This is a genomic window from Bacillus sp. NTK071 (assembly GCF_017303315.1).
GTDB lineage: Bacteria > Bacillota > Bacilli > Bacillales > Guptibacillaceae > Guptibacillus.
This window is the reverse complement of the sequence record NZ_JAFKOI010000002.1, coordinates 383,220-401,572: the sequence shown is the minus strand read 5'-3', so window position 1 is coordinate 401,572 and position 18,353 is coordinate 383,220. Positions and strand designations below refer to the sequence as shown.

Genomic DNA, 18,353 nt, shown 5'->3' with positions numbered 1-18,353 from the left:
AATTATTTAATTAGCTCCTAGTTCTGCTTCGACTCCTCTTTAAATTGCAACTTAATTCCTCTTCTATCTTCTTCAAATTTCTTATGAGTCCTCTGTATCAAATGGTGAAACATTTCTCCGGTTTCTTGTTCTAGTACTTTCAAACCTTCTCCTGTTACCCCACCTTTTACAGTTACTTTCTTTTGTAGTGTCTCTAGAGAAAAATAATCCTTTTCCAGAAGTTTGCCCATACCAATAAGCATTTCCGTAGCAAGAATAGACGCTTGTTCAGCAGAAAGTTCTGTTTCCGCTACCGCCCCTTCTATGAATTGTTGAATGAGGTAGCTCAGAAATGCCGGTCCGCAGCTTGCGATATCGGATGAGACTCTGGTTATTTCTTCATCTGTTTGAATTGGAGTTGAAATTTGGGACATTAAATAGAGTAATCGTTCTTTATTTGCCTCTGAACATTGACTGCTGAAAGTCACTAAAGAAGGTCCACTCAACGCTCGATTAGTAATGCTTGGTATAGCTCTTGCGACATCACATGGAACAAATGTTTCAAGTTCACTCACTTTTATTGGGCTTGTGATTGAAACAATCAATTGTTTTTGTTTCAATCCGGGACGTATCTTTTTAAGAAGTGGGAAATATTCATGAGGTTTTACACAAATGAAAATTATATCAGATCGACTTACAACTTCTTCTGCATTTCTAGCAACATAGAGAGCTGGGTATTGATTCTTTAAATTCGTCGCCTTTTCAATTGTTCGATTTACAATACTGAGATGGGAAGGTTTAACGGCCCATGAGTCAATAAAGGAAGAAATAAGAATCGTCCCCATATTGCCGGTACCAATCACACCGATTTTCAATCGTCTTCCCCTCCTTCCATACTCATTTCTCCTAAAACATATGTAACAAAGTCACATTATATGTTTATCTCCAAGTAACATTCGAAAGGAATGACTAAAGAATGAAGTACATCAAAAGTTTTACCGTTCGAGAGAAATTTCTATTAGCCTTAGTTGTGGTAGGGCTTGGTGCTTGTTTATTCTACTATTTCGAATCGACTAAAGCAGCGAAGGAAGAGACACTATTCAGCGTGCAAGATTTCAGCCATAATACGGAAGATAGTGATGATCTTGCTAAAGATGAAGAGACACCTACGGAACCTGAGTTAATTATGGTAGATGTAAAAGGAGCAGTGGTCAATCCTGGTGTGTATGAAATGGAATCTTTAAGTCGTGTAAAGGATGTTATCACGCGAGCAGGAGGATTTGTAAAGGATGCCGATCAAAATCAGCTAAATCTAGCAGGGAAAGTTGTGGACGAAATGGTAATTTATGTTCCAGTTGTTGGTGAAGTAAGTACGATGCCCTCAATGGGAAATTTGTCAGGAGATACAAAACTCATATCAATTAATACAGCAGATCTTAACGAACTACAGGAACTTCCAGGGATTGGACCATCAAAGGCTGACTCGATTATTCAATATCGTGAGGAGAATGGAGCTTTTAAAGCAATTGAAGAATTACAAAACATAAGCGGAATTGGTGAGAAAACCTTTGAGAAATTAAAGGATTTAATTAGTGTTCAGTGAGAGATTGACGTGGAGACACGTTTCAATCAAACTAAAAGAAGATAAGACATAGGGGGGAAATCAATGGACAGAATTTCATGGGATCAATACTTTATGGCCCAAAGCCATTTACTCGCACTTAGAAGTACATGTACACGTTTAACTGTAGGAGCAACAATTGTCAGAGATAAGCGAATGATTGCCGGAGGATATAACGGTTCTGTTTCCGGAGGTGTGCATTGCATCGACGAAGGATGTTATGTGATTGATAATCATTGTGTCCGTACCATTCATGCAGAAATGAATGCTATTATACAGTGTGCTAAATTTGGCGTGCAAACAACAGGTGCAGAAATTTATGTAACCCATTTTCCCTGTCTGAACTGTTGTAAAGCCATTATACAAGCGGGTATTAAGACAGTTATTTATGCCGCTGATTACAAAAATCACCCATATGCAATAGAGCTTTTTGAAGATGCAGGCGTTATTGTTCGTCAGGTGGAACTAGAAGAAATGATACTGGACACTAACAGTCAAGAAAAGCTGGATTTAACGGCACATTTATTAGAAAAACTTGCTGATTCAGGTTTGGATGCAGCAGAGGTAAAGCCGTTATATGAAAAAGCTTCAAAACTGTATAGCAAGATGTAATGAAAGGGCGGCTCTGGATTTTAGCTGTTTCTGCATTAATTGGCGTGGCGAGTGTAGAGTCTTTCCACGCTATTTTTCTTGAGATTTTGCTCATTGCTTGGTTCTTAAAGAAAGATCAACGACTTTCTGCCCTAGCTTTTGCTGCTTTTTTACTGTTTTTCACTTATATGTTTTTCGTAGATCAAGACAACAAGACAGTATTAGTTGAAGGGAATACTCAACTAATGGGTGTAATTTCAACGATACCAGTGGTTAATGGAAATCAATTGTCATTTGAAATGAAAACGAATGAAGAGAAACTACAGATTAACTATTACATCGCTTCCGAAGACGAAAAACTCGAAATGCAGCAGTTACAGGTTGGCTTAACATGCCGGCTTTCGGGTATACTTGAACCCCCCTCACCGCTTCGAGTACCCTCTCTTTTTGATTATAAACAGTTCCTATACTACAAGAAAATTCACTGGATTTATACACTTGAGGAGAAGCCAATATGTCAGCAGTTTCGTACATCGATCGTGATGTCGATCCAACAGTTTCGACAACAAATGCTTTCTTCTATTAAAAGCGATTATCCTATTGAGCTACAAGGTCTAGCAGCGTCACTTCTTATAGGAGACAGAAGCCTTTTACCTAATGATCTTGAGAGCGCGTACCAAGATCTTGGGTTAAGTCATGTACTTGCTGTTTCGGGTTTACATGTAGGAGTTACTGGAGGACTTTTGTTCTGGTTGCTCATTCGTATTGGTATAACGAGAGAACGAGTTTACGTTATTCTTCTGTTTTTCTATCCGATTTACATGGGAATCACCGGCTTTGCGCCTTCAGTGATAAGAGCATCCTTAATGGCCATGGGTGTTGTTCTCGGCCTGCGATTACGAATGAAGATTAATCCGCTCGACGGTATTGCTTCAGCCTGTATTGTAATTCTGGTTGTTAATCCCTTTTATGCGTTTCATATCGGTTTTCAACTTTCTTTTCTTATTGCATTTGCGCTAATCGTATCATCAAGCCAGATCCTAAAGCAGTACAAAACCCCAATTACGCAGTTAACGGCACTCTCAATCCTTGCTCAAATTGTGTCTTTTCCAGTTGTTATTTATCATTTTCATCAAATTTCTCTGCTAAGTCTTCCTCTAAATCTTATTTATGTCCCAGTCGTTTCGGTTATTATCCTTCCTATGTTTATTTTCCTCACTTTCATTCGAACTTTGCATTTCATGTTTCTTTTTGATTTGTTATCTATTGTTTTATCACGATTTGTTGAATTTTTTCACGATGTTTTTATATGGGTAACAGACCTTCACTACACACTGATATTCGGAAAACTCTCGGAAGTGGAGTTGTTGGTTGCTGCTTTTATTTGTCTTTTCGTTCTTCTCAAATGGGAAATTAGGAATGTGGGGAATGGAATCGTGATTTGGTTGCTATTCTGTGTAACGCTATATGTAATACCGTATATTAATCCATTTGGGGAAGTGACATTTCTTGATGTAGGGCAAGGAGACTGTACTTTGATAACGTTACCATATCAAAAGCAAGTCATACTAATTGATACAGGAGGCAAGCCCACATACGGGGAAAAGGAAGAGTGGCAACAGAGAAGTTCATCATTTGATGTTGGTGAGGATATCGTTGTGCCTTATTTAAAATCAAGAGGTATTCGTGCAATTGATCTACTAATTCTAACTCACGGGGATTATGATCATGCAGGAGGTGGAGCGGCTGTTCTAGAGCATCTCAACGTTAAACGAATGATTATGGATCGTAGTCCTGTTCAAACAGACATCGAAACCACTCTTATTGAAACAGCACTTAGAAAAGGGACAAAGGTTTCACAAGCTCTTAAGGGACAGTCATGGACGAAAGGGAAGGCTTCTTTCTCAATTCTGCAGGCTCTTAAAGAAGGGGAAGAAAACAATGGGAGTATTGTGTTGTTTGCAGTGTTAGGAGGTTATAAATGGCTATTTACAGGTGATCTTGAAGAGCCTGGAGAGCGGTTGCTTCTAACAGGTCAAAATCTACCTGAAATTGATATCTTAAAGGTGGGACATCATGGAAGTTCAACGTCCAGTTCAGAAGATTTTCTAAAGAAATTGAATCCATCAATCGCCATTATTTCGGCTGGTGTTGACAATCGGTATGGCCATCCAAATCATGATGTAATTGAACGATTAAATATGCTCGGCGTCGGAACGGTGAGAACCGATCAAAGTGGAACAATAACTTATAGGTATTTAACAAATCGTAAAGGTAAATGGGTTACAATGCTTAAATAGAAAATAGACTGCCTGAAGGCAGTCTATTTAGCCGAGTGCTTTAATGATTACAGCTGTGAAGAAAATAATGGAAAAGAATAGAAATGGAACAACGAAACCAACAGCTGATTGAACAGCATCATTTGACTTCATCTGAACATCTTTTTCAAACTCGTTCATTTGGCTTTCCCTCCTGCTTCCCCGTTAGTATTCACTTTTAACTACTTGAGTAGTCTTTATGTAGGGGATTTCCTATAAAGGTGCATTTCAAACCATATTGTAACATGTTTTGGTAACGGTGTCTTTATTTCCATGAACTGATTAAGTTTGAATATAGAATTTATTCACTGAATCGACTCCCTTTCCTGTAAAGAGTTGTCACCCATACTTTATCTTTGCATAGGATATCCTATCTACTACACACCGAACATCGTTGCTGGGCGGGAGTCCTAGGACCCATTCAGCAGCGTTTACTATAAATGGGAGGCTGATTATAACAGTCGGCTTCCCTTTTCTACTTGCCAATAAAGCGTTCTGCCATTAGCATAGGAATGGACGAAAAAAATCGAGGTGTACATAGATGTCCATTTCAGACTTAAAAAAGAAAATTAACCAGGACAAGCTTGATCCCCTTTATCTTATGACTGGAACGGAAGCTTTCCTTATTGATGAACTTCAAAAATTGATCATTGAAAAAGCACTTCCTCAAGATGAGAGGGAATTTGGTCTTGCTTATTATGATTTAAATGAGACACCTGTTCAATCAGCTGTTGAAGATGCTGAGACCATGCCATTTCTTGGTGAGAAGAGAGTTATCATCCTAAAAAACCCGCTTTTTTTAACAGCCGCTAAGGATAAAAGCAAAGTTGAGCATGACCTTGATTCGCTTCAACGTTATGCAGAGAACCCATCTCCTTTTACCATTCTCATTATTGAAGCGCCTTATGAAAAATTGGATGAACGTAAAAAATTAGTGAAGACGATTAAAAAAGCAGGAGCGTTCGTAAAAGCGGAAGCACTTCAAGAAAGTCACTTAGGCGACTGGCTAAGAAAGCGCGCTGACGAACTTCATGTAACCCTTGAAAAAGAAGGGGAAGAGCGTCTCGTCCAATTAACGGGAAGTCATTTGCTACTTCTACAGCAAGAAATTGATAAGATGGCACTTTATGTTGGTGAGGGTGGTGTCGTTAACGAAGAGGTCGTTGATCTTCTAGTAGCGAGAACGCTTGAGAACGATATTTTTGCTCTTATTGATCGCGTTGTAAAAAAAGACCTTGATAAAGCCTTTCGAATTCTTTACGATCTTCTTAAAATTAACGAAGAGCCCATAAAAATATTATCGTTAATCGGTAGACAATTTAGGATTATTTATCAAGTTAGTGAGCTTTCTAAACGGGGATACGGTCAAAAACAAATGGCATCAACTCTTAAGCTTCACCCTTATGCCGTCAAAATTGCACAGCAGCAAAGTAAAAGTTTCGATGAAGATAAGCTTACGTTTATTTTAGACCAAATTGCAGAATCTGATTATGAAATGAAAACTGGTAAAATGGATAAAAAGCTTATTCTTGAATTGTTGCTAACAAAAATTAAAAACAAATAAAAAAGCTGTTGGGTTACCCCAACAGCTTTTAACGTTTTTAAGAAATTACGCAGAAATCTCGTTGTACATTTTAGTTAGACGAGATTTTTTACGTGCTACTGTGTTTTTATGAATGATTCCTTTGTCAGCAGCTTTGTCGATGCGCTTAGAAGCTTGGTTAAGAGCTGTTTTTGCAGCTTCAACGTCTTTAGCTTCTACTTTCGCTTCAAAAGTCTTAATTGCAGAACGCATTTCAGATTTGAAAGCGATGTTGTTAGCGCGACGATCTGATGAAGTTCTAACGCGTTTAACCGCAGATTTAATATTTGGCATACCTTTCACCTCCTTGCAAGGCTTAACAATTCCATGTCATATCCGTGCATAGAACAAGAAACATTCTATCAAATAACACAAGGGAATGCAATAGAGAATGAAATCCTCTTTTCGAGGTTACCCTAACAGGTAACAGATAGAATACGAGGTGATCTTATGGGACACATTGATTTAGAAAAGTATCAGGTGAGAACAGACCTGGCGGTGGAAGCACAGGAAATGGTGAAGGAAAAGAAAGCGAAGAGTATGAAGGAAGAGAAACCTGATTCGCTTAAAGGTGTCATCGTTAAAGAGAGAGATGAGCAAGGTGTAAAGATTACAACTGTTGAAGTGACTGAGCAAGGGGCAGAAGAGATTGGAAAGAAAGCAGGGAACTACTTAACATTCGAAGTACAAGGAATCCGTAGAAAGGATTCAGCATTACAGCAAACTGTTCAAGATGTTTTCGCCCATGAATTTGCGGCGTTCCTTGATCAGCAAGGCATTACGAAAGATGCAAGTTGCTTAATAGTAGGGCTTGGGAATTGGAATGTAACGCCAGATTCATTAGGACCATTAGTCGTTTCTAATTTGCTTATTACAAATCACTTGTTTGAACTGCAACCCGAGACGGTTTCAGAAGGTTTTCGACCGGTTAGTGCTATTACTCCAGGTGTAATGGGAATTACAGGTATTGAAACAAGCGATATTATTCATGGAGTTATCGAGAAAGCTAAACCAGACTTCGTTGTTGCGATTGATGCTCTTGCTTCAAGATCGATTGAGCGAGTAAACACAACTATCCAAATTTCTGATACAGGGATTCATCCTGGGTCAGGTGTCGGTAATAAGCGAAAGGAACTAAGCTTTGACACGCTTGGAATTCCAGTTATAGCAATCGGTATTCCTACTGTTGTGGACGCTGTTTCCATTACAAGCGATACAATTGATTTTATTTTAAAACATTTTGGTAGAGAGTTAAAAGAAAAGGACAAACCGTCAAAATCACTTTCTCCTGCCGGGATGACTTTCGGTGAGCGGAAAACGTATACGGAAGAAGATTTGCCAAATGAGGAAAAACGTCAGACATTTTTAGGTATGGTAGGAACGCTTGAAGATGCTGAGAAGCGCAATCTAATTCGAGAAGTGCTTGCTCCGATGGGCCATAATTTAATGGTAACGCCTAAGGAAGTCGATGTATTTATTGAAGATATGGCGAATGTTTTGTCAGGTGGTCTAAATAGTGCTCTTCATGGCGATGTTGATCAGCAAAACAGTGGAATGTATACACATTAAGTCATAAGTAAAGTTGGAGCACATAGTTATAGTAGTAGGACAAGCTCAGGTTTAGGAAGGGGTAGGGGGTAATGGCATCGTTTTTTCTGAAATGCTTTCTCCTCGTTTCATTGTTATTATTTGGCGTGCTTCTAGGTATGGAACAGGCTTCTAAAAATATGAATCACATGCAGGCTAGCGAGAATACAGGTGCATTTCAGGTGAAAAATGCTTCTACCGGCGTTGAAGCTGAAATTCTTGGAACGTCCATTAAGCAAGATGATCTTAAAAAGAAGCAAGAAACGCTTAATCATGCGAACGAATTTAATGTGCTTGGCGAATTGGGTGGTGCGCTGAGTAGGTGGATATCATCAATGATACAAGCATTTTTGTCGTTCGTGTTTACATTAATAACAACATTCTTGTCTTTTTTTCAATCCTAAAAGGTCGCTTACGCGGCCTTTTCTTGTGGTTTTTTTCATCATACTTTTACAGATTAAATCATTATTCTTTTAAGTGACTGAATAGATAGGCGGATTGCGGATTGAATCTCGACAGCGGTATTGCTATAATCTATACTAGCGTAGTTTCGCCTTAGGAGTGATTGTAGATGAACCGTGAAGAAATGTTAAAAAGACAGTCGAAGATTCGAAATTTTTCCATCATTGCTCATATTGATCATGGAAAATCGACTCTTGCGGACCGTATTTTAGAACGGACAGGCGCGTTGACTGACCGTGAAATGAAGGACCAAACGCTTGATGCGATGGATCTTGAACGTGAAAGAGGAATTACGATTAAACTGAATTCTGTTCAGCTTACTTATAAAGCGAAAGATGGCGAAGAGTACATCTTTCATTTAATCGATACACCTGGACACGTCGATTTTTCTTATGAAGTATCAAGAAGTCTTGCTGCCTGTGAAGGGGCTTTGCTTATTGTTGATGCTGCACAAGGAATTGAAGCACAGACATTAGCGAACGTGTATCTTGCTCTTGATAATGATTTGGAAATCTTGCCTGTTATAAATAAAATTGATTTGCCAAGTGCCGAACCAGAACGCGTTCGTCAGGAAGTAGAAGATGTTATTGGACTAGATGCATCTGAGGCTGTATTGGCTTCTGCAAAGTCTGGAATTGGAATTGAAGATATTCTTGAACAAATCGTAGAAAAAGTACCTGCTCCACAAGGAGATCCAGAAGGGCCGTTACAGGCGCTGATCTTCGACTCTTTGTATGATCCATATAGAGGCGTTGTAGCTTACATCCGAATTACTGAGGGAACTGTAAAAGTCGGTGATAAAATTCGAATGATGGCTACTGGGAAAGAATTTGAAGTGAATGAAATTGGAGTATTCAATCCTAAGCCAGTCTCTAAGAAATACCTTTCAGTAGGTGATGTTGGATTCCTGACTGCTGCAATTAAAAACGTAGGAGATTCGCGAGTGGGGGATACGATTACATCCGTTAAGAATCCTGCGGCAAAACCGCTTCCTGGTTATCGTCGGATGAATCCGATGGTTTATTGTGGTCTATATCCAGTCGATTCGGCTCAGTATAATGACCTTCGCGAGGCACTTGAGCGTCTTGAGTTAAATGATTCATCGCTTCAATATGAAGCAGAGACATCGCAAGCGCTCGGATTCGGATTCCGGTGTGGCTTCCTTGGTTTACTTCATATGGAAATTGTTCAAGAGAGAATCGAACGTGAATTTAATATCGATTTAATTACAACCGCTCCAAGTGTTATTTATCAAGTAAAGCTAACAGACGGAGAAGAAGTAATCATCGATAACCCTGCAATGATGCCAGATGCTCAATCAATTACAGAAGTTCAAGAACCTTATGTTAAAGCGACTATTATGGCGCCGAACGATTATGTTGGAGCTATTATGGAACTTTGCCAGGGGAAACGTGGCGATTTTATTGATATGCAATATATGGATGAAAGTCGTGTGAATATTGTTTATCACCTTCCCCTTTCTGAAATTGTCTATGACTTCTTTGATCAGTTGAAGTCGAGCACGAAAGGTTATGCATCATTTGATTACGAGTTGATCGGCTATCGTGCATCGAATCTAGTGAAGATGGATATCTTACTAAACGCTGAGAAAATCGATGCGCTCTCCATTATCGTGCACAGAGATTTTGCTTACGATCGTGGTAAAGATATTACTGAAACGCTTAAGGATTTAATTCCAAGGCAGCAGTTCGAAGTGCCAATTCAAGCATCAATTGGGCAAAAGATTGTTGCTCGTTCAACAATTAAAGCGATGCGTAAAAACGTACTTGCTAAGTGTTATGGTGGAGACATCTCTCGTAAAAGAAAACTTCTTGAAAAGCAAAAAGAAGGTAAAAAGCGTATGAAGACGGTTGGGAAAGTTGAAGTTCCTCAAGAAGCCTTCATGGCTGTGCTCCGTCAGGATAATACAAAGAATAATTAAGACGCTTTGGTTGAAGAAGCAATTTGATTTATATACGATGTAGGTTAGAAGACCGCAGAGCGTTTCTGCGGTCTTTACATTATGTTAGAAAGCAGTGATCGAAATGGTAAACGCTGTTTATTTGCACATCCCATTCTGTGACTATATTTGTCACTATTGTGATTTTAATAAAATTTTTATGCAGGGGCAGCCTGTAAATGATTATCTAGAACATATGGACGTAGAAATGAAGAACACGCTAGACCGTTTCCCAACAAACAAAATTGACACGATTTTTGTTGGGGGTGGAACACCGACAGCATTGAATGAAGAGCAACTTGAGAAGTTCTTGAAAGATGTTCAGGCTCGGTTTGGTCCTTATGTAACGGATGAACTTGAATTTACAATGGAAGCAAATCCTGGGAGTGTTACTCCGGAGAAGTTACGAATTATGAAATATTACGGTGTGAACAGACTTAGTATTGGTGCCCAGGCATTTCAAGATTCTTTATTAAATCGTTTAGGAAGAGGTCATTCAGTAGAAGAAATTGGTGAGATCGTTAGAATGGCACAGCAGGAAGGGTTTACAAACCTTTCGCTTGATTTAATGTTCGGACTACCTGATCAAACGATTAATCAATTTTCGGAATCTATTTCAAAAGCACTCAAGCTTGGGATTACTCATGTGTCGTCCTATTCGCTTCAGGTTGAAAAGAAAACAGTCTTCTATAATCAGTGGCGAAAAGGTGAACTTCCCCTTCCTACTGAAGAAGCAGAAGCTGATATGTATGCTCTGTTGATTAGCCGTCTTGAGGAAGCGGGACTTTCTCAATATGAAATTAGTAATTTCGCGAAAGGTGGTTATGAGAGTAAGCATAATATTACGTATTGGAAAAACGATGAATACTATGGAATTGGTGCAGGTGCTCATAGTTATATTGAAGGTGTAAGAAGAGCAAATGCAGGTCCTTTGAAGCAATATATGAATCGAATTGACGAAAATGGTTTTCCTTATATGGATGACAATGTTTTAACGAAAGCAGAACGAATGGAAGAAGAAATGTTTATGGGACTCCGTATGAGAGAAGGCGTCTCTAAAGAAAGATTTGAAATTAAATTTGGTCAGCCAATGATGAGCGTTTTTGGTAAGCAAATTGAAAACTTAACAAGTAAAAACCTCTTACAAGATACTAGAACGCACATTTCGCTAACAGAAAAGGGCTTCTTTCTTGGAAATGAAGTCTTTCAGGAATTTCTTGCAATTGGTTAATAAACTACCCAAATAAATCATTCTTGAAGAATCTAAAGAACAAGTTCAAAGAACTATACCGTAAAGATTGACAACCAAAATAAGTTTCTGTTACCTTATTATTAGATTTAGCACTCAATCACTTAGAGTGCTAACAGAGGTGATGAGGGGATGTTAACAGAACGTCAACTATTCATTTTGCAATTGTTGATTAACGACTACATTCAAACTGCTGAGCCAGTTGGTTCACGAACGATTTCGAAGCGTGAAGATGTTACCTTTAGCTCTGCAACGATTCGTAATGAACTTGCGGATCTTGAAGAGATGGGTTATATCGAGAAAACACATAGTTCGTCAGGTCGAGTTCCATCAGAAAAAGGCTATCGTTTCTATGTAGATAACCTTCTATCACCACCTGTACTCTCCAAAAATGAAGTGAACAATATCCAATCACTTTTTGCAGAGAGAATGGTTGAGGTAGAGAAGGTCATTCAGCAGTCTGCAGGAATTCTTTCTGAACTTACACAATATACGTCGATTATTCTTGGTCCTGAAGTATTTGAAACAAAGCTTCGCCAAATTCAAATCATCCCTCTTTCGAAGGATACGGCTGTCGTTATTCTGGTAGCTGACAGTGGTCATGTTGAGAATCGTACAATGAAAATTCCTCCTTCAGTTAGCATGTCTGATATTGAAAAAGTTGTTAATATCATGAATGAGCGCTTGAAGGATGTTCCATTAATCTCTTTAAAGTCGACAATGATGAAAGAAATGGCGACTGTACTGAAAAAACATATTGAGAATTACAATGAAGTTAATACAATGCTTGAAAATCTTTTTCTCTATACCAATGCAGAAAAAGTCTATTATGGCGGTAAGACCAACATTTTGACCCAACCTGAATTCAAAGACATTGATAAAGTCAGGCTGTTGCTAAACACTTTTGAACAGGATGAAGTCATGTACAATGTCCTTCGACCTGAAAAGAATGGTATTGAGGTTAAAATTGGACAAGAGAACGATCTTGAAGCAATGCAGAATTGTAGTATTGTTACCGCAGACTATTTCATCGAAGGCAAGCGAATGGGGTCAATTGCATTGCTGGGGCCAACTAGAATGGAATATCAACGATCAATGGGTATTCTCGGTTTTCTAGCAAATGACCTAACCAGGACGCTTACTGATCGATACCAAAGTTTCAAACACTGGTAAATTGGTAATAGTGAAGAAGGTGGGAGAAACAATTCTTCCATCCTTTTCTATGAGAGAACGATTTGGTATATTTCGATAGGGAGGTGAAATTCGTGGAAAAGCAAAACAGTCATCAAGAGGAAGAAGAACTTCTAACGGAAGAGAACGATAATCTTGAGCAGGATGCTGAAGAGAATGAAGAACCTGAAGTTATTGAAGTATCTGAAACCAATGAAAATGAAGAGCTTGAGAACTTGCAGAAGCAAGTAGAAGAGCTTGAGAATAGATATATGCGTACACAGGCAGAATACGACAACTTCCGCCGTAGAACGCGCGAAGAACGTAGTGCAGACGCTAAATACCGTTCACAGAAGCTTGCTGAAGAGCTGCTTCCTGCTATTGATAATTTTGAACGAGCACTTGCTGTTCAAAGTGATAATGAGCAGGTCACGTCATTGCTTACTGGCATGGAAATGGTGTACCGCCAATTGAAAGATGCACTTGCAAATGAAGGTATTGAAGAAATTGGAACTGTAGGAGAAGCTTTCAATCCACATCTCCATCAAGCTGTTATGCAAGTTGAGTCAGATGAACATGATTCAGATGTGGTTGTTGAAGTCTTGCAAAAAGGCTATCAACTTAATGATCGTGTCCTTCGTCCTGCAATGGTGAAGGTAAGTTCGTAATTACATATTAAGAAATAGGAGGTAGAAAAGAATGAGTAAAATTATCGGTATTGACCTTGGTACAACAAACTCTTGTATTGCAGTAATGGAAGGCGGAGAAGCGACGGTTATTCCTAACCCGGAAGGTAGTCGTACAACTCCATCAGTCGTTGCTTTTAAAGATGAAGAACGTCTAGTAGGTGAGGTTGCGAAGCGTCAAGCAATCACGAACCCAAACACGATTCAATCAATTAAGCGTCATATGGGGACAGACCATAAAGAAGACGTGAATGGTAAAACATTCTCACCTCAAGAAATTTCAGCAATTATTCTTCAGAAATTGAAGTCATATGCAGAAGATTATCTAGGTGAAGGCGTAGAGAAAGCAGTGATTACAGTACCTGCTTACTTTAACGATGCTGAGCGTCAGGCTACAAAAGACGCTGGTAAAATCGCTGGTCTTGAAGTAGAGCGTATTGTAAACGAACCAACAGCTGCAGCACTTGCTTACGGTCTTGATAAAGAAGATGAAGACCAAACAATCTTAGTATTTGACCTTGGTGGCGGTACATTTGACGTATCGATCCTTGAACTTGGCGGAGGCGTATTTGAAGTTAAGTCTACTGCTGGTGACAACCGTCTTGGTGGTGACGACTTTGACCAGGTTATTATCGATCACTTAGTAGCCGAATTTAAGAAAGATACTGGTGTAGATCTTGGTCAAGATAAAATGGCGTTACAACGTTTGAAAGACGCAGCTGAAAAAGCGAAGAAAGATCTTTCAGGCGTAGCACAAACGCAAATTTCTCTTCCATTTATCACAGCAGATGCTTCAGGACCTAAACACCTTGAGCTTAACTTGACTCGTGCTAAGTTCGAAGAGCTTTCTGCAAATCTTGTAGAACGTACAATGGCACCTACTCGCCAGGCTCTTAAAGATGCTGGAATGTCACCATCTGAACTTGATAAAGTTATTCTTGTTGGTGGTTCTACCCGTATTCCTGCAGTACAAGAAGCGATTAAAAAAGAAACTGGACAGGATCCACATAAAGGCGTTAACCCTGATGAAGTTGTTGCTCTTGGTGCAGCAATTCAAGCTGGTGTAATTGCTGGTGATGTGAAGGACGTTGTTCTTCTTGATGTAACTCCACTTTCTCTAGGTATTGAAACAATGGGTGGCGTATTTACAAAGCTTATTGAGCGTAATACAACAATCCCAACTAGTAAGTCACAGACATTCTCAACTGCTGCTGATAACCAGCCATCAGTGGATATTCATGTACTTCAAGGTGAGCGTGAAATGGCTCAGTATAACAAGACTCTTGGTCGCTTCCAGTTAACTGACATTCCTCCAGCTCCAAGAGGAACTCCTCAAATCGAAGTATCATTTGATATCGACAAAAACGGTATCGTGAACGTTCGTGCGAAGGATCTTGGTACAAATAAAGAACAGTCTATTACAATCAAATCTTCAAGCGGTCTTTCAGATGACGAAATTGAAAACATGGTGAAAGACGCTGAAGCGAACGCTGAAGAAGATAAGAAGCGTCGTGAAGAAGTTGAAACACGTAACGAAGCTGATCAGCTCGTATTCACTACTGAAAAAACTCTAAAAGATCTTGAAGGTCAAGTAGAGGAAGAAGAAGTGAATAAAGCTAACGAAGCTAAAGATAAAGTAAAAGCAGCGCTAGAGAATGATGACATTGAAGAAATTCGTACAGCTAAAGACGAACTTCAAGAAGTTGTTCAAGCTCTAACTACTAAAATGTATGAGCAGGCTGCTCAAGCTCAACAGGCTCAAGCTGGCGAAGAAGGCGGCGCTGAGCAAGCTGACGACAACGTTGTCGATGCTGAATACGAAGAAGTAAACGAAGACGACAAAAAGTAAGAATATGATACGAAAAAAGTCAAAGTCAGGCGTATCTTGGCTTTGACTTTTTTCATAGTTAAGGAAATGTTTGCCTAACTATGAAAAATCTACATTGAATTACAACATTTTGAGGAACTAACCTTTTACAAAAATAATCACATTCTGTCATGTCTAGCTTCAGCACCTTACTAGTTAAGCTTATATTGAGCCTAATTGGAGGAAGTAAGGCGCTTAAGCTTTTCTTATGCTTTACAAAGGAAAACGGAAGCTTACACCAAAAGAATGGTGATAAGGCACGTTTTACTACTGTTTGCTGTTCAACGTTCACTGGTGCTAACGATATAGTATTGCAGAGCGTATAAACTCAATGATATGATAAACGTTATGTGAAGAGAATCGGGAGTGGATACGATGAGTAAACGAGATTATTATGAAGTGTTAGGCGTCAGTCGAGATGCTTCTGAAGCTGAGATGAAAAAAGCTTATCGAAAGCTTGCTAAGCAGTACCATCCGGATATCAACCAGGAGCCGGGTGCAGACGAGAAATTTAAAGAAGTAACTGAAGCATATGAAGTCCTAAGTGATTCGCAGAAGAAAGCACAGTATGATCAGTTTGGACACGCAGATCCAAATCAAGGATTTGGTGGTGGCGGTGCTGACTTTGGAGGCTTTGGCGATATCTTTGATATGTTCTTTGGTGGAGGCGGTCGCAGAAACCCGAATGCACCGAGACAGGGTGCTGATCTGCAATATTCAATGGAACTAACATTTGAAGAAGCTGCTTTCGGAAAAGAAACCGATATTTTCATTCCTAAAGAAGAGGAATGTTCAACCTGTGATGGCTCTGGTGCAAAGCCAGGAACCTCACCTGAAACATGCTCCCACTGTGGTGGCGCTGGTCAGCTTAATGTTGAACAGAATACACCATTTGGTCGAGTAGTTAACCGTCGCGTTTGTCACCATTGCGAAGGAACAGGTAAACTTATTAAAGATAAATGTAAAACGTGCCGCGGTAAAGGCAAGGTTGAAGTGAAGAAGAAGATTCACGTTAAGATCCCAGCTGGTATTGATGAAGGTCAACAAATCCGTATTACTGGTAAAGGTGAAGCGGGAGTGAATGGTGGCCCTCCAGGAGATCTATTCGTAGTTGTTTATGTGAAATCACATGATTTCTACGAGCGTAGTGGTGACGATGTATTATGTCAGATGCCAATTACATTCTCTCAAGCAGGTCTTGGTGATGAGATCGAAGTTCCGACCCTACACGGGAAAGTTAAACTTAAAGTTCCAGCTGGAACGCAAAGTGGCACGAATTTCCGACTTAAAGGAAAAGGAATTCAGAACGTTAGAGGATATGGCCAGGGAGATCAGCATGTGAAGATACAGGTTATAACACCGAAACACTTGACTGATCGTCAAAAAGATTTGCTACGTGAATTTAGTGAAATCTCCGGACAGGTGCCTGACGAACAGCACGAGAATTTCTTCTCTAAAGTGAAGAAAGCCTTTAAAGGTGATTAAAACTGAAAGCTGGTAACAGAATGCAGGCCGACATGGCCTGCCTGTTTCCTTTCCGAAAAAAGGATCCAAAGAGGAGTGGGCAATAATGAAATGGTCTGAAATAAGCATTCATACAACGAATGAAGCGATTGAAGCAGTATCAAATATCCTGCATGAAGCCGGTGCCAGTGGGGTTGTCATTGAAGACCCTATGGATCTAGTGAAAGCCTGGGATACTACTTTCGGAGAGGTTTATCAGCTTAATCCAGATGATTACCCTGAAGAAGGGGTTATATTGAAAGCGTATATGCCAGTAAATAGTTTTCTTGGTGAAACGGTTGAACAAATCAAAGAAGCGATTAATGGACTACTCGTTTATGACATCGATTTAGGACATAACACTGTTCAAATAAGTGAAGTAAATGAAGAAGAATGGGCTACAGCATGGAAGAAGTACTATAAACCGGTCAAAATTTCAGAACGAATTACTATTACGCCAACTTGGGAAGAGTACATGCCTGTAAACACCGATGAAATCATTATTGAGCTTGATCCAGGAATGGCATTCGGAACTGGAACACATCCTACTACTGTTTTATGTGTTCAAGCACTCGAGAAAATCATTCAACCAGGTCAACGCGTCATTGATGTAGGTACAGGTTCTGGTGTACTAAGTATTGCCGCTGCAAGTCTTGGAGCGGATTCCGTAGATGCGCTTGACTTAGATGAAGTAGCAGTTAAGAGTGCTAGGTTAAATACTAAATTGAATAAAGTGCATAGTAAAATCCAAGTAAGCCAGAACAACTTACTCGATAATATCCAAGAACAATACGATGTTATTGTGGCTAATCTTCTTTCTGAAATTATTATTCGTTTCACAAATGATGTGGCTAAAGTACTAAAGCCAGGCGGTGCGTTTATTACTTCAGGGATTATTACTGCGAAAAAGGATGAAGTAAAGCAATCAATTATCGAGCAAGGTCTTGAAATTGAAGAAACGCTTCAAATGGAAGATTGGGTTGCATTTATCGCAAGAAAGCCTCACGAGTAAAGGGAGAGTCTTATGCAACGATACTTTATTCCTGAATCGAACATGACCGAGAATCAAGTTACAATTGAAGGTGAAGATGTTAAGCACATCTCAAGGGTAATGCGAATGACAACAGGTGACCATGTTATTTGTTGTTCGGAAGAAGGAAGATCAGCTCTTTGCCGAATTATAGAGATTGAATCTGATCTGGTATCAGCTGTTCCGGAACAATGGCTTGATGAGAAGAAGAAACTGCCTGTTCATGTTACAATCGCACAGGGTATGCCAAAGGGTGACAAACTCGAAACGGTTATACAGAAGGGTACGGAGCTCGGCGCCGATGCGTTCTTACCTTTAAAAGCAGAGCGGTCTGTTGTAAAATGGGATCAGCAAAAAAGCAGTAAAAAGCTTCAAAGGCTGAGGAAAATTGCGAAAGAAGCAGCTGAGCAATCACATAGAACAACGATTCCTTCCATTGAGGAGCCTCATTCAATTACATCACTTATTGAATTTAGCAAGTCCTATGAACATAAATTGATCGCTTATGAAGAAGAAGCAAAAGCAGGTGAGTCTGCTGCGCTAGTTCAAGCGCTCCACGAGGCAAACGTGAATGACCGTTTCATGATTGTATTCGGACCAGAGGGTGGACTATCTGACAAAGAAGTAGATCGGCTAAAGGATGCCGGTTTTACTTCCTGTGGTCTCGGCCCAAGAATTTTGCGAACAGAGACGGCTGCCATGTATGTACTGGCAGCAATCTCTTATCATTTTGAATTAATGAGGTGAT

General features: G+C 39.6%; 17 protein-coding genes. 14 read left to right on the top strand and 3 right to left on the bottom strand.

Going from position 1 to position 18,353, the window contains the following annotated elements; translation table 11 throughout:
• Nucleotides 1–17: 17 nt before the first annotated feature.
• Complete coding sequence (comER, locus tag JI666_RS06355; RefSeq protein WP_206889937.1) at nt 18–854, bottom strand: late competence protein ComER; 837 nt, start codon at nt 852–854, stop codon at nt 18–20.
• Between the two features lie 101 nt (nt 855–955).
• Here comER and JI666_RS06350 point away from each other — a divergent pair, with 101 nt between their 5' ends.
• From JI666_RS06350 to JI666_RS06340, 3 genes are all read left to right on the top strand, one after another.
• Nucleotides 956–1,582, top strand: a complete 627-nt coding sequence (locus JI666_RS06350) for a helix-hairpin-helix domain-containing protein (protein ID WP_206889935.1) — start codon at nt 956–958, stop codon at nt 1,580–1,582.
• 63 nt (nt 1,583–1,645) lie between these two features.
• Nucleotides 1,646–2,212 (top strand): ComE operon protein 2, encoded by a 567-nt coding sequence (locus JI666_RS06345; protein ID WP_206889932.1) that lies wholly within the window; start codon nt 1,646–1,648, stop codon nt 2,210–2,212.
• Complete coding sequence (locus JI666_RS06340; protein ID WP_206889930.1) at nt 2,212–4,491, top strand: DNA internalization-related competence protein ComEC/Rec2; 2,280 nt, start codon at nt 2,212–2,214, stop codon at nt 4,489–4,491. The genes JI666_RS06345 and JI666_RS06340 overlap by 1 nt, the downstream gene beginning before the upstream one ends.
• Nucleotides 4,492–4,518: 27 nt before the next feature.
• On the opposite strand, the gene JI666_RS06335 is transcribed toward JI666_RS06340, so the two are convergent.
• Nucleotides 4,519–4,650 (bottom strand): YqzM family protein, encoded by a 132-nt coding sequence (locus JI666_RS06335; protein ID WP_136947605.1) that lies wholly within the window; start codon nt 4,648–4,650, stop codon nt 4,519–4,521.
• A 400-nt stretch (nt 4,651–5,050) separates the two neighbouring features.
• Here JI666_RS06335 and holA point away from each other — a divergent pair, with 400 nt between their 5' ends.
• Nucleotides 5,051–6,073 carry a DNA polymerase III subunit delta gene (holA, locus tag JI666_RS06330; RefSeq protein WP_206889928.1) on the top strand — a complete coding sequence of 341 codons (1,023 nt, stop codon included), beginning with the start codon at nt 5,051–5,053 and terminating at the stop codon, nt 6,071–6,073.
• A 45-nt stretch (nt 6,074–6,118) separates the two neighbouring features.
• Here the strand turns inward: holA and rpsT are convergent, their stop codons facing one another.
• Nucleotides 6,119–6,385 carry a 30S ribosomal protein S20 gene (gene rpsT, locus JI666_RS06325; RefSeq protein ID WP_206889926.1) on the bottom strand — a complete coding sequence of 89 codons (267 nt, stop codon included), beginning with the start codon at nt 6,383–6,385 and terminating at the stop codon, nt 6,119–6,121.
• 156 nt (nt 6,386–6,541) lie between these two features.
• Here rpsT and gpr point away from each other — a divergent pair, with 156 nt between their 5' ends.
• The 10 genes from gpr to JI666_RS06275 all read left to right on the top strand — a co-directional run bounded on the left by gpr (nt 6,542) and on the right by JI666_RS06275 (nt 18,352).
• Nucleotides 6,542–7,660, top strand: coding sequence for a GPR endopeptidase (gene gpr / locus JI666_RS06320; RefSeq protein WP_206889924.1), 1,119 nt, complete (start codon nt 6,542–6,544; stop codon nt 7,658–7,660).
• Between the two features lie 71 nt (nt 7,661–7,731).
• Nucleotides 7,732–8,082 (top strand): DUF3679 domain-containing protein, encoded by a 351-nt coding sequence (locus JI666_RS06315; protein WP_206889921.1) that lies wholly within the window; start codon nt 7,732–7,734, stop codon nt 8,080–8,082.
• Between the two features lie 167 nt (nt 8,083–8,249).
• Entirely contained in the window at nt 8,250–10,082 is a 1,833-nt protein-coding gene (gene lepA / locus JI666_RS06310; protein WP_206889919.1) for a translation elongation factor 4, read from the top strand.
• A gap of 103 nt (nt 10,083–10,185) precedes the next feature.
• Entirely contained in the window at nt 10,186–11,331 is a 1,146-nt protein-coding gene (gene hemW / locus JI666_RS06305) for a radical SAM family heme chaperone HemW (protein WP_206889917.1), read from the top strand.
• A gap of 150 nt (nt 11,332–11,481) precedes the next feature.
• On the top strand, nt 11,482–12,522 hold the full coding sequence (gene hrcA / locus JI666_RS06300) for a heat-inducible transcriptional repressor HrcA (protein WP_206889915.1): 1,041 nt from the start codon (nt 11,482–11,484) through the stop codon (nt 12,520–12,522).
• A 92-nt stretch (nt 12,523–12,614) separates the two neighbouring features.
• Nucleotides 12,615–13,187, top strand: coding sequence for a nucleotide exchange factor GrpE (grpE, locus tag JI666_RS06295; RefSeq protein WP_136947598.1), 573 nt, complete (start codon nt 12,615–12,617; stop codon nt 13,185–13,187).
• 31 nt (nt 13,188–13,218) lie between these two features.
• A complete protein-coding gene (gene dnaK / locus JI666_RS06290) occupies nt 13,219–15,054 on the top strand; it encodes a molecular chaperone DnaK (protein WP_136947597.1) in 1,836 nt (611 codons plus the stop codon).
• A 393-nt stretch (nt 15,055–15,447) separates the two neighbouring features.
• Complete coding sequence (gene dnaJ / locus JI666_RS06285) at nt 15,448–16,557, top strand: molecular chaperone DnaJ (protein ID WP_206889913.1); 1,110 nt, start codon at nt 15,448–15,450, stop codon at nt 16,555–16,557.
• A gap of 85 nt (nt 16,558–16,642) precedes the next feature.
• Nucleotides 16,643–17,587 carry a 50S ribosomal protein L11 methyltransferase gene (gene prmA, locus JI666_RS06280; protein WP_206889911.1) on the top strand — a complete coding sequence of 315 codons (945 nt, stop codon included), beginning with the start codon at nt 16,643–16,645 and terminating at the stop codon, nt 17,585–17,587.
• A 12-nt stretch (nt 17,588–17,599) separates the two neighbouring features.
• Nucleotides 17,600–18,352: a 16S rRNA (uracil(1498)-N(3))-methyltransferase gene (locus JI666_RS06275; RefSeq protein ID WP_206889909.1), complete on the top strand. Its 753-nt coding sequence runs from the start codon at nt 17,600–17,602 to the stop codon at nt 18,350–18,352.
• Nucleotide 18,353 lies beyond the last annotated feature (1 nt).